General features: G+C 67.0%; 13 protein-coding genes. 11 read left to right on the top strand and 2 right to left on the bottom strand.

The features are described 5' to 3' along the window. The 4 genes from AC1MB9_RS08280 (at position 1) to AC1MB9_RS08265 (ending at position 4,779) form a co-directional block, all read left to right on the top strand. The gene (locus tag AC1MB9_RS08280) at positions 1–2,052 is read left to right on the top strand and encodes a flagellar biosynthesis protein FlhA (RefSeq protein ID WP_479964531.1); all 2,052 of its coding nucleotides are present in this window, start codon (positions 1–3) and stop codon (positions 2,050–2,052) included. Beyond that, a complete protein-coding gene (locus AC1MB9_RS08275) occupies positions 2,027–2,968 on the top strand; it encodes a hypothetical protein (protein ID WP_479964530.1) in 942 nt (313 codons plus the stop codon). Before AC1MB9_RS08280 ends, AC1MB9_RS08275 begins: the two co-directional genes overlap by 26 nt. 9 nt (positions 2,969–2,977) lie before the next feature. Beyond that, a complete protein-coding gene (gene csrA / locus AC1MB9_RS08270; RefSeq protein ID WP_479964529.1) occupies positions 2,978–3,265 on the top strand; it encodes a carbon storage regulator CsrA in 288 nt (95 codons plus the stop codon). Between the two features lie 77 nt (positions 3,266–3,342). After that, positions 3,343–4,779: a lipase maturation factor family protein gene (locus AC1MB9_RS08265; protein ID WP_479964528.1), complete on the top strand. Its 1,437-nt coding sequence runs from the start codon at positions 3,343–3,345 to the stop codon at positions 4,777–4,779. Positions 4,780–4,791: 12 nt separating this feature from the next. On the opposite strand, the gene AC1MB9_RS08260 is transcribed toward AC1MB9_RS08265, so the two are convergent. Next, complete coding sequence (locus AC1MB9_RS08260; protein WP_479964527.1) at positions 4,792–5,163, bottom strand: RNA-binding S4 domain-containing protein; 372 nt, start codon at positions 5,161–5,163, stop codon at positions 4,792–4,794. 62 nt (positions 5,164–5,225) lie between these two features. Between AC1MB9_RS08260 and AC1MB9_RS08255 the strand changes: the two genes are divergently transcribed. Both AC1MB9_RS08255 and AC1MB9_RS08250 read left to right on the top strand, forming a co-directional pair. Continuing rightward, entirely contained in the window at positions 5,226–5,753 is a 528-nt protein-coding gene (locus AC1MB9_RS08255) for an adenine phosphoribosyltransferase (RefSeq protein WP_479964526.1), read from the top strand. Between the two features lie 64 nt (positions 5,754–5,817). Beyond that, positions 5,818–6,285, top strand: a complete 468-nt coding sequence (locus AC1MB9_RS08250) for an NUDIX domain-containing protein (RefSeq protein ID WP_479964525.1) — start codon at positions 5,818–5,820, stop codon at positions 6,283–6,285. Here the strand turns inward: AC1MB9_RS08250 and AC1MB9_RS08245 are convergent. Further along, the gene (locus AC1MB9_RS08245; RefSeq protein WP_479964524.1) at positions 6,263–8,740 is read right to left on the bottom strand and encodes an ATP-dependent DNA ligase; all 2,478 of its coding nucleotides are present in this window, start codon (positions 8,738–8,740) and stop codon (positions 6,263–6,265) included. The genes AC1MB9_RS08250 and AC1MB9_RS08245 overlap by 23 nt on opposite strands. 68 nt (positions 8,741–8,808) lie before the next feature. Between AC1MB9_RS08245 and ku the strand changes: the two genes are divergently transcribed. From ku to AC1MB9_RS08220, 5 genes are all read left to right on the top strand, one after another. Further along, positions 8,809–9,612 carry a non-homologous end joining protein Ku gene (gene ku / locus AC1MB9_RS08240; RefSeq protein ID WP_479964523.1) on the top strand — a complete coding sequence of 268 codons (804 nt, stop codon included), beginning with the start codon at positions 8,809–8,811 and terminating at the stop codon, positions 9,610–9,612. A gap of 53 nt (positions 9,613–9,665) precedes the next feature. Next, positions 9,666–10,283, top strand: coding sequence for a CDP-alcohol phosphatidyltransferase family protein (locus tag AC1MB9_RS08235; protein ID WP_479964522.1), 618 nt, complete (start codon positions 9,666–9,668; stop codon positions 10,281–10,283). Positions 10,284–10,377: 94 nt separating this feature from the next. Continuing rightward, positions 10,378–10,791: an FHA domain-containing protein gene (locus AC1MB9_RS08230; RefSeq protein ID WP_479964604.1), complete on the top strand. Its 414-nt coding sequence runs from the start codon at positions 10,378–10,380 to the stop codon at positions 10,789–10,791. Then, a complete protein-coding gene (ftsR, locus tag AC1MB9_RS08225; RefSeq protein ID WP_479964521.1) occupies positions 10,791–11,486 on the top strand; it encodes a transcriptional regulator FtsR in 696 nt (231 codons plus the stop codon). The genes AC1MB9_RS08230 and ftsR overlap by 1 nt, the downstream gene beginning before the upstream one ends. A gap of 155 nt (positions 11,487–11,641) precedes the next feature. Then, positions 11,642–12,193 carry a MerR family transcriptional regulator gene (locus AC1MB9_RS08220; protein WP_479964520.1) on the top strand — a complete coding sequence of 184 codons (552 nt, stop codon included), beginning with the start codon at positions 11,642–11,644 and terminating at the stop codon, positions 12,191–12,193. The last annotated feature ends 30 nt before the right edge of the window (positions 12,194–12,223 follow it).

Raw genomic sequence — 12,223 nt, 5'->3', positions numbered from 1 at the left:
GTGAATCGCAGTCTCACCAAACTTGCCGTTCCCATCGGTGTGGTCGGCATCATCCTGCTGCTCGTGGTGCCCGTGCCGGCGCCGATGCTCGACGTGCTCATCATCCTGAACATCATGCTCGGACTCGTGACACTGCTCACGACGATGTTCGTGAAAAAGCCCCTCGACTTCTCCGTCTTCCCCTCGCTGCTGCTCGTGGCCACCCTGTTTCGGCTCGGCCTCAACGTGGCATCCACGCGCCTCGTTCTCGGCAACGCCTACGCGGGCCAGGTGATCGAAGCGTTCGGCCATGTCGCCGTCGGCGGTTCCATCATCATCGGCGCGGTCATCTTCCTCATCCTGGTCGTGATCCAATTCGTGGTGGTCACCAAGGGTGCCGAGCGTGTGGCCGAGGTGGGCGCGCGATTCACCCTCGACGCGATGCCCGGCAAGCAGATGGCGATCGACGCCGACCTCAACGCCGGCCTGATCACCGACGCCCAGGCCAAGGAACGCCGAGCCGAAGTCTCCGCCGAGGCCGACTTCTACGGCGCGATGGACGGAGCGTCCAAGTTCGTCAAGGGTGACGCGATCGCCGGAATCATCATCATCATCATCAACCTGGTCGGCGGAATCGCGATCGGCATGCTGCAGATGGGCATGTCGATCACCGACGCCCTGAACACCTACGCGCTGCTCACGATCGGCGACGGCCTCGTCACCCAGATTCCGGCGCTGCTCATGGCCGTCTCCACCGGCATGATCGTCACCCGTTCCAACGCCGAAACCGACATGGGCACCGCGGCCTCGGCCCAGCTGGGACAGTCACGTTACGCCCTCATCATCACCGGCTCCGCGGCCATCCTTATGGCGCTCATCCCCGGCATGCCCGTCTTTCCGTTCCTGGTCGTCGGAGTGGCCCTGATCGTGATCGCGCAACGCATCAAGGCGGGGGAGACCACGAAAAAGGCGGCAGAGGATGCCTCCGTCGCCGCCGAAAACACGGCACCGCGCTCCGATACCCCCGAAGACCTGATCGAACAGATGCGCGTGCACGCGCTCGAGATCATGCTCGCTCCCGACCTCGTGGACATGGTCTCCGGCGCATCGGACGACCTCCTGGCGCGCGTGCGGGGACTGAGACGCAAGATCGCCCTCGACCTCGGCGTCGTCGTGCCGCCCGTGCGCACCCGCGACAGCGTGGACCTGCCCGCCTCCACCTACTCCATCCGCATCGCCGGAGTGGAATACGGGCGGGGACAGGCGCCCTCGGGCAAGGTACTCGCCCTGGGCGAGGCCCTCGGGTCGTTGCCCGGCGTCGTCACCGAGGAACCCGTTTTCGGCCTGGCCGGCAAGTGGGTACCGAGCGAGATGCGCCACAGCGCAGAGATGACGGGTGCCACCGTGATCGACCGCGTGTCGGTGCTGATCACCCACCTGTCCTCGATCATTTCGGTGAACGCGGCCCGGCTGCTCACCCGAGAAGACGTGCGCGTGCTCACCGACGGCGTGAAACAGGTGAACCCGTCGGCCGTCGACGACCTCATCCCCGGGCTGCTCTCCCTCGCCGAGGTGCAGCGCGTGCTGCAGGGACTCCTGATCGAAGGGATACCGATCAACGACCTGCCGCGCATCTACGAATCCCTGTCACTGCGCGCGAAGACGAGCACCGACCCCGAGGGACTGATCGAGGCCGCCCGCCAGGCGCTCGGCCCCGCCCTCACCGTGCAGTACCTCGACGGCAACCTGTTGCGCGTGATCATGATCGAACCCACCCTGGAGCAGTCCATGCTCGAGAACATGCGCCCGTCCGAGCACGGCACCCAGATCATGATGGATGCCTCGAAGGTCGAGACGGTGCTCGACAGTGTGCGGTCGTCCGTCGCGACAGTCGAGGCGAACGGACTCAGCGCGGTTCTCGTGTGCGCGCCGGCCCTGCGCCCCGCCATTCGCCGTCTCGTGTCCACCCAATCCGGCGGCCTCCCCGTGCTGTCCTATCAGGAAGTGACCTCCGCCAACGTGACCATTGAGACGGTTGGAGTGGTTCGTGGAACCGAATCGCTTTCTGCTTAAGGGCTCCACCGTCCAGAACCTGCAGGCGCAGGTTCGCCTTGAGTACGGGTCCGACGCGCGGATCATTCTGGTGGAACGGGTCACCGTGGGAGGAATCCGCGGATTCTTCGCCCGCGAGCACTTCGAGGCCACGGTCGAGTTGCTGCCGAAGCGCCAGCGCCCCGGCCGCGCGGTGCTGGACATGCCCGCTCGGCTGGGCATCGCGGCGCTGCTCGACGACGCCGACCGGGCGGAGGCACACAGCAACGGCGTCGCCGGCGACCCGGGAGTGTCCACGGCGTCCCCCGATTTCGCGGCGCTGATGGACGACCTCACGTTTGCCACCGCACCGCCCGCCCCCGTACCGCCGCCGCGCCCCCCACTCGGCGAGGCGCCCGCCTACCTCGCCAGGCCCGGAGACCTCGTGCTTGTGATCGGCCTGACCGACGAGGGACTCGACGTGGCGCGGGCGATCGCCGACGGCAGCGCCGGGCGAGCTCTTCGCGTCGGCGGTGCGCTGGCCCCTCGCGGCATCGATCGTGTCGACGACCGTCGAGACGCCCAGGGAGCCAGGGCCAGGGGCGTCGAGCTCGGCGAGGTCGTGTTTCTGGCCTTCGGGCTGAGCCGTCCCGGCATGACCATGGCCACCGATCTCGCGATGCGCGCCGCGAGTCTCACGAGCGTGGCCGCGGATCAGGTGTGGGTCGTCGTCGACGCCGGGCGCAAGAGTGAAGACACCGCGCAATGGGTGCAGGCCGTCGTCGAGTCGGTCGGGATTGACGGCGTCCTCGCCATGGGCCGGGGCCTCACGTCGACGCCCGACAGCGTTTACGACCTGCAGCTGCCCGTGCGGTGGCTCGACAGAGCAGCGCCGGCGCCGACATCCGGCCGACGCGCGGCAGCCCCGGCACAGAGTCTGACGGACGGGTCGCGATAGGCTGATGCAATGCTGGTTCTGACGCGCAAACCGGGGGAGAAGATCCTCATCGGTGACGACATCGTCATCACCGTTCTCGACGCGCGCGGGGACAGCGTGCGGATCGGCATCGACGCGCCCCGCGGCGTGAAGATACAGCGCGACGAGGTTCTGCGCGCGGTCACCGAGGCGAACCTCGCGGCCGTCGAAGCGGACGCCGACGCCGAAGACCGCATCAAGCGTAATCTGGGCCTGCTCGGCATGCGTGCGACACCGGTACCCGTCGACGCGCCGGTCGCGCCGAAGCCCGCCCCCTGACTCGGGGCGCCTCCGGTCGGCGACCTTATGCGGTTGGCCATTGAAGTAACGCGGCGCTGCGCCTACATTGGCGCCAAATGGACTGGTTCGCAGCGGGTGACTACGAGATCGCACGCCAGATTCTGCAACGCGGAGTCGCGGCCTGCTTTCTGATCGCGTATGTCTCCGCCATCAACCAGTTTCCCGCTCTCCTCGGTGACCGCGGGCTGTTGCCCGTTCCTCGCTTCCTCGCCCGCGTCTCCTTCCGCGAGGCCCCGAGCCTGTTCCACTGGCGCTATTCGGACGGCCTGCTGCTGGGCATCTGCTGGGCCGGTGTGCTGGTCTCCGCAGCCCTGCTCATCGGTATTCCCCAGCAGGGAACGGCGTGGGTGCCGATGATCGCCTTCCTTCTCCTCTGGGCCGGTTACCTGTCGCTCGTGAACGTGGGCCAGACCTTCTACTCGTTCGGTTGGGAAAGCCTGCTGCTGGAGGCCGGATTCGTCGTGGCCTTCCTCGGCTCTCGCGACGTGGCACCGCCGATCGTGATCGTGATCTTCGTGCGGTGGATCGTGTTCCGGCTCGAATTCGGTGCGGGCATGATCAAGATTCGCGGCGGCCCGGAATGGCGTGATCTCACCGCGCTCTACTACCACCACGAAACCCAGCCCATGCCGAACCCGGTCAGCTGGTACGTGCACCACCTGCCGCGCTGGTTCCACCGCGGAGAGGTACTCGGAAACCACGTCGTCCAGTTGCTGGTGCCGTTCTTCCTCTTCGCGCCGCAACCGCTGGCATCCGTTGCCGCGACGATCATCATCGCCACCCAGCTCTGGCTTGTGCTCACCGGGAACTTCTCCTGGCTCAACTGGATCACCATTGTGCTCGCCTGTTCGGCGATCGACGACGCCGCGTACCGGGCGGTACTCGGCGTCGTACCGCCGGCGTCGTCGGCCGCGACGCCCGCATGGTTCATCGTCGTCGTGCTGACAGCGACCGTATTCCTGTTGGTGCTCAGCTGGGCGCCGCTGCGCAACCTCGTCACGAGGGGGCAGCTCATGAACGCGAGCTTCAATCGCTACCATCTCGTCAACGCGTATGGCGCCTTCGGTACCATCACACGGGTGCGCTACGAGGTGATCGTGGAGGGTAACGATGACCCCGCGCCGGGACCGCACGCGACCTGGCGGGAATACGGGTTTCGCGCGAAGCCGGGGAGCCCACTGGCGCGGCCGCCGCAGGTCGCGCCGTACCACCTGCGACTGGACTGGCTGATGTGGTTCCTGGCCCTCGGCGCACGCGACACCCGCTGGTTCGAGGTGTTCCTGCTGCGCCTGCTGCAGGGGGACCGGCGCACGCTGCGTCTTCTCAAACACAACCCGTTCCCCGAGCATCCGCCCCGGTGGATCCGGGCGCGGCTGTGCGAGTACCGGTATTCGACGCCGGTCGAGAAACGAGCGACGGGCGCCTGGTGGGTGCGCAGCGACGTTGGCATGCTGGTACCGCCCGTGGCCTTCGAGGACCATCCCGAAAGCTAGCGTCGCGCCGGCCTAGTAGCCGCGGAACTCCTCCATGACGCGGCGCTCCCGTTTCGTGGGCCGTCCCGCCCCGCGGTCGCGGGTGGGCACGAGTGCCCGCTCCTCCCGCGGCGGCGGCGGGGGAGTCTGGTCCTCGTAGCACTCGGCGGCCACGGTCGCCCCGACCCGTTTGATGATGAGTCGCGACACGATCAGGATGCGATCGAAACCGTCGGTGCGCACGCGCACCTCGTCGCCGATTCGCAGCGACTGGGACGCCTTGGCCTTGTCCCCGTTCACGCGCACATGCCCGGCGCGGCATGCGGCCGTGGCCATGGACCGGGTCTTGAACAGTCGAACCCCCCAGGCCCAGCTGTCGACGCGTGCGGTGTGTAGCGGCTCCATGGCACAATTGTACCGGCGAGGGTCTGCGCGGGCGGCGCCGGAAACCCGCCTAGGCTTAAGCAGTGAATACACCCGCCGCCACCCACGTGCACACCCTCTTAGCGTCCTACCCCGACTTCCCTCAGCCGGGCATTCTTTTTCAGGACCTCAACCCGGTCTTTGCGAACGCGGCAGCATTCCGGTCCATCATCGACGAACTGTCCGACCAGCACTTCGGCCAGTTCGATGCCGTGGCCGGCATCGAGGCTCGCGGGTTCCTGCTCGCCGCCGCGATCGGCTACGCCGCCCGTGTCCCGGTGCTCGCCGTGCGCAAGGGCGGGAAGCTTCCCGGGACCGTGCTCGCCGAGGAATACGATCTGGAATACGGGTCCGCCCGCCTCGAGCTGGAGATCGGACAGCTGGAACCGGGCTCCCGCGTTCTCGTGGTCGACGACGTTCTTGCCACCGGTGGAACGATCGGTGCCACCTCCCGCCTGATCGAACGTGCGGGCTACACGCTCGCCGGCGTGGGCGTCGTTCTGGAGCTGACCGACCTCAACGGTCGAAGCCGCCTCGGGGATTCCGTGGTCCACGCGATCATCTCGCTCTGACCGCGGCCGCCGACCTTCGGCACGGTCGGTTGAGAACGACATCCACGAGGTGCATGCTGGAGTGATGAGGAGCGAGAGCGGCGATGCGTGGGTCTACGGACCCGACGGCGGCAAATACTGGGGTCGTTTCGGCGCCGCCGGGCTCCTCGTGCACGACGCGCAACGCGGGGTTCTCCTGCAGCACCGGGCACTGTGGAGCCATTTCGGAGATACCTGGGGTCTTCCCGGCGGTGCTCGGCACGAGCAGGAAACCGCGGTCGAGGCCGCCCTCCGCGAAGCGAAGGAGGAGGCCGGTGTACCCGCTGACCGTCTTCAGGTGCGATTCACCTCGGTTCTCGACCTCGGATTCTGGTCGTACACCACGGTCGTGGCGCAGGCCGTGACCACTTTCGATCCCGTGATCAGCGACTCGGAGAGCATTGCGCTGCGCTGGGTTTTGCCGGACGATGTCGCCCGACTGTCCCTGCACCCCGGTTTCGCCGCCAGCTGGCCGGCGCTGCAACTGCGGATCATGAGTCCGGCTCCCGCGTAACGTCATCCGGCCCTTTGTCCGGTCGGAGGCCGCGCCAGGACGGATGCCGCAACCGCCCGCCCGGCGTCCACTCGGTGAATTCCACCTCGCCGACGAGCACGGGACGAACCCACGTGGACTGCGCCGCCTCCTCGGCCGGCAGGTCCTCGAACGGGCACTCCCCGGTCTCCAGCTCATCCAGCCGGCTTCGAAGCGCGGCGAGAGCACGGTCGGTGAAGCCCGTTCCCACCCGACCGACGTACCGCAGCCCCGCCTTGTGCGGAATCCCCAGCAGCAGGGCCCCGATCGTGGCGGCACGGTTACCGGCGCCGCGCCGCCAACCACCGACGACGACTTCCTGAGTGCGATGGTGAGTGATCTTGACCCACCCGCTCGAACGCCGGCCCGGCTGGTACAGCGAGTCGTGCCGTTTGGCCACGATTCCCTCCACGCCGAGGTCGAGGCTGGTCTGCAGGGCCGCGGTCACCCTGCCGTCGAACGACACGGGAACCCGAACGGACCGCGTTTCCGCCACCACCCGGCGCAGCTGCTCACGCCGCCGGTCGTAGCTGAGCCCGGTAAGCGACCGGCCGTCAACGTCGATCGCGTCGAAGACGAGAAAGGTGGCGGGGGTGGTGCGCGCGGCCGCCGCGGCCGCGCCCGCGTCAACAATGGACATGCGCGTCTGCAACCGGGAAAAGCTCGGCCGATTGCCCGGTCCCATGGCCACGACTTCGCCGTCGAGCACCGCCGACCGGGCCCCCACCGCCTCAACCAGACCGCCGACGACCTCGGGGTACGCGGCCGTCACATCGAGTCCGTTTCGAGTCGTCAGCCGCACGCGGGCCGCGTCGGGACCGGGGCTGTCTCCCGCCGGCTCTGGTGGCGCGGCCACCGCCGCGAGGATCCGGATCCCGTCCCACTTCATTTCGATGGCCCACTCATTTTCCGGGATCAGGTCCTGTGGGGTTCCCTTCGTGGCCAGCATCGGCGAGTAGCCGGCGCCCGGTGCAGCGCCCGACACCCGCGGCCGCGGGGGAGGAGGGCTGCCGACCGCATCCGTCTTCATCAGATGGATGAGCCAGTTCTTCTCCGACTGACCGGAACCGCCGGTGCGTATCAGGGCGATGCGGCGCGGCCCCCCAAGGCTCTCGCCCGGGCGAGAATCGTTGGCCGGGTCCGGCAGCAGGGTCGCGATCACCTCGTCGTCGCGCCACTTCTCGAGCCGGTACGTTCCCGAGTCCCAGATGAAGATCGTTCCGGCCCCGTATTGCCCGTGCGGGATGGTGCCCTCGAAGCTGCCGTACTCCAGCGGATGGTCCTCGGTGCGCACAGCGAGGTGGTTCACGGTCGGGCTCGTGGGCACGCCCTTCGGCAGTGCCCACGACGCCAGAACGCCCTCGTGTTCCAGCCGGAGGTCCCAGTGCAGGCGCCGGGCATGGTGCTCGTGAATGACGAAGGACGCACCGCTTGGCGTTCTTCGGAGGCCATCCCGCCCCGGGTTGGGCATGGGTTCGGGGGTCGCCCCCGGGTTGCGCCTGTCCCGGTACGTGGCGAGACGGTCCTCCGCAGAAAGGCCCCCCGTCGACGAAGCGAGCAGGGCGCCCAGCGGGTCGAGCCCCGAGGCGACGCGTCGGGTGACCTCCCGCACATCCAGTTGCGCCAATCCCGGTTCGCCCAGCTCCGCCCAGGTGCGCGGCGCCGCGACGAACGGCCGGAACGTGCCGCGCAGAGAATAGGGTGTGATCGTGGTTTTGGAGCCGTTGTTCTGGCTCCAGTCCACGAAGACCTTGCCCGTGCGTGCGGTCTTCTTCATGCTGCTGACCACGTGTTTCGGGTAGGCGGACTCCACGGCACGGGCGAGTTCGTGAGCGACGGCGGACACCTGCTCACTCGTCGACGTCAGGTCGAGGGCGGCATAGAGGTGAATCCCCTTGCTGCCGCTCGAGACCGGGAAGGGCTCGAGGCCCATGCCGGTCAGATAGCCGCGCAGAATCTCCGCCACCGCGGCGCAGTCCGCCAGGCCGCAGCCCTCACCCGGATCCAGGTCGAGGACGAGCCGGTCCGGGTTCATTCGTTCCCCGCGCTCCGAAAATCTCCACTGCGGCACGTGGATCTCGAGGGCACTCATTTGGGCCAGCCAGGTCAGCGTCGCCAGGTCGTTGACCAGCGGGTACTCGTTCCGGTGCGTGCTGTGCTCGATCGTGCGCCGCTGCACCCACTCGGGCGCCTGCGCCTCGAGGTTCTTCTGAAAGAACGAGGGCCCGGGGTCCGCCTCGGTGCCCACGCCGTGCACCCAGCGCTTTCGGGTGGCCGCACGATCCGCCGCGAGCGGAATGAACAGGGGCGCCACGGTCGCGTAATAGGAGAGCACGTCGGCCTTGGTGGTGCCCGTGGCGGGATACATCACCTTGTCAAGATTGCTGAGGGTCACCCGGTGGCCCTCCACCGTGACCACCTGGTTCGTGCGATCCATGCCAACAGCATGCCTCCGCGGGCCGCGCGGGGCTAGCCCCGCCCGGCGAACGGGTGTGTACTGGTCCTGTGAGATCGATCTGGAAGGGCGCGGTCACGTTCGGTCTGGTCAACGTGCCCGTCAAGGTGTACAGCGCCACCGAAGACCACGACGTCGCCCTGCACCAGGTGCACGACGAAGACGGCGGTCGCATCCGGTACCAGCGTAAATGCGAGATATGCGGGCGGGTCGTCGACTACGAACACATCAACAAGGCGTGGAACGACGGCGACCGGTCGGTCGTGCTGACCGACGCGGAAATGGCGGGGCTTCCCGCCGAGCGCAGCCGGGAGATCGACGTGGTCGAGTTCGTTCCGAGCGATCAGCTGGACCCGATCATGTTTGAGCGCACCTACTACCTCGAACCGGACGGGGCCTCGATCAAGGCCTACGAGCTGCTGCGGCGCACACTCGAAGCCACCTCCCGCACCGCCATCGTCCGCTTCGCCCTGCGCCAGAAGACGCGGCTGGGCGCCCTTCGCGTGCGCGGCAAGGTTCTCGTGCTCCAGTCGCTGCTGTGGAGCGATGAGGTGCGGGCGGCCGAATTCCCGGCCCTGGAGACTCCCGTCACCCTGTCCGACCGGGAACTGGAACTCTCCGGCGCCCTCGTGCAGTCTTTTGCCACGGACTTCTCGCCCCAGGAGTTCACCGACGATTATCAGGCCCAGCTGAAGGAGTTGATCCGCACCAAGCTGGAACGCGGCGAGGCTCAGGACCTGCACGCGGCGGGCGAGGCCGCGGAGGAAGGCTCGGGCGGGGAGGTTCTCGACCTGATGGAGGCGCTGCGGCGCAGCGTCGACCAAAGCCAGCGGCGCAACGCCGACGCCGGGTGACCTGCGGGCTGTTCCCGGGCTGCCATAGTCAATAATTCGCTATGCTTCTGACTGTGACGAGGGCAGGGAATGACGAGGTCGGCACCCAGATCTTCACCGTGCCCAACGGCCTCAGCATCATCCGCCTCGTTCTGGTTCCCGTCTTCCTCGTGCTGCTCGCCCAGGGACAGGATGCCCTCGCCCTGATCGTGCTCGCCTTCTCCAGCCTCACCGACCTGCTCGATGGCTTCATCGCCCGGCGCTTCCATTCGGTCACCCGGCTCGGTCAGCTCCTGGACCCGGCGGCGGACCGACTGTACATTTTCGCGGCCCTGATCGGCCTGGCCTGGCGAGACCTGGTGCCGTGGTGGTTCCTGCTGCTCGTCGTGGGCCGGGACGTGTTCATGTTGATGCTCGGGGTCGTGCTCGCCAACTTCGGATTCGGCCCGCTTCCGGTTCATCAACTGGGAAAAATTGCGACGTTCTGCCTGTTCTACGCCCTCCCCATGATCATGCTGGGGCAGGCGTTTCCCGACCTCGCGTGGTGGTCGGGGCCGGTCGGCTGGGCCTTCGGTCTCTGGGGCGTCCTGCTCTACTGGTGGGCCGGATTCATCTACGCGAGTGAAACGTTCCGGGTGATTCGAATTCCACGCGTCATTGTGCCGGTTCAATCAGATACGCTGGAAACATAGGAGGTGCACCGTGGCCGATTTTGAGAATTCGAACAAGGAGCAGAACGTGCCCGTGCCCAAGGGAACACCAGATTCGGTCAGCACCGACACGACCATGAACTTCAGTCAGGAGTTCGCGGCCCAAATGGCGTCGATCGACTCGAATGTCACGGCGGAAGAGCAAGAGGCCATTGCCGCCCTGCCTTCGGGGTCGGCCTTGCTGATTGTTCGCCGTGGTCCCAACGCCGGAGCCCGATTCCTGCTCGACGCCGACCTCACGACAGTGGGACGACACCCGAACGCCGACATCTTCCTCGATGACGTCACCGTGTCACGGCGTCACGCCCAATTCCTGCGCCACGAGCGTGCCTTCGAAGTGAAGGACCTCGGTTCGCTCAATGGAACGTACTACGACGGGGAACGCATCGAAACGTCTCCGCTGATCGATGGCGCCGAGGTGCAGGTCGGCAAGTTCCGCCTCACGTTCTACGCTTCCCGCCTCGACCTCGCGCACGCGGCGAGCGAATAATGTCGGCGTCCTCCGCCCAGGTGAAAACCGTGGGCGCAGCGCCGCTACTGAGCATCGGTCAGGTGTTGTCTCGGCTCACGCCGGACTTTCCCGAATTGACCCCGTCCAAACTCCGCTTCCTGGAAGAGCAGGGTCTCGTGTCGCCCGCCCGCACGGATTCGGGTTATCGCAAGTTCTGTTCCAGCGACCTGGAACGGTTGCGGCTGGTCCTGTCCATGCAGCGAGACCACTACCTGCCGCTCAAGGTCATCCGGTCCTACCTCGCGGATCTGGATGCCGGGCTCTCCCCGACGCTGCCGGGTGGGTCCACGCCCGGACTGTCGATGCTGTCGATCGCCCGTCGTCTGAGCCGTGAGGAACTTCTCCGCGAGGCCGGAGCTTCGGCCGGACTGCTGCACGACGCGGTGTCGGCGTCGATCATTCTTCCCGCCGACTACTACGGCGACAACGTGCTCAGCGTCCTGCGGGCGCTGGTCGAGCTGCAGCGCAGCGGTATCGAGCCGCGGCACCTGCGCGGCTTCCGCGCCGCCGCGGAACGTGAACTGGGCCTGATTGAAAGTGCCCTCGTTCCGCTCGCGCGCCGGAAAGACGCATCCAGCCGGGCCAAGGCCGCGGAGATGGCCGGCGAAATCGCCGGACAGCTCGAAGTGATCCGCAGCAGCCTGATTCGTTCCGCCCTGGGGCGGTTAAGCTAGTCATTACTACGCACCAGAGTGCCGCGGTGGAGCGTGTCGAGATTTCGACACGGCAAACTTCGGTACGAATGTCAGCCGTCACGGGTGCAGAAGTCGGTACCGTTGACGACAGCGATCAAAAATTACATCGCGAACATATCCCGGGAGGCAGTCGTATGAGTGAGCTCAGTTCTGACGTCGACGCTTCGCGATACTCGCAGGGATTGCTGTTCACCGATGGCCTGCCGGAACTCGACGAGAACTCCGGCTATCGGGGTGCCGTTGCTGCCCGCGCCGCCGGCATCAGCTATCGCCAACTCGACTACTGGGCTCGCACCGGGCTCGTGGAGCCCACGGTGCGCGGCGCCGCCGGTTCCGGTTCGCAACGGCTCTACGGCTTTCGGGACATTCTGGTGCTCAAACTGGTCAAACGCCTTCTCGACACGGGGATATCGCTTCAGCAGATCCGTACCGCGGTCAACCAGCTGCGCGAGTCGGGCATCAGCGATCTGGCGCAGACCACGCTCATGAGCGACGGCGCCAGCGTGTACCTGTGCACGTCCAACGATGAGGTCATCGACCTGGTCAGCCGCGGCCAGGGCGTCTTCGGCATCGCCGTCGGCAAGGTGCTCCGCGAGGTTGAGACCAGCCTCGTGGAACTCAAGCAGCAGGGCACCGACCCCTCCGACGAGCTCGCCGCTCGCCGCTCGACACGCAAAATCTCCTAGCGTCGCCCGCGCCGGCCTCCCGGACGCGAC

The organism is Cryobacterium sp. AP27, assembly GCF_056680495.1.
The sequence above is the reverse complement of the archived record's forward strand: the minus strand, read 5'-3'. Positions and strand labels throughout refer to the sequence as shown.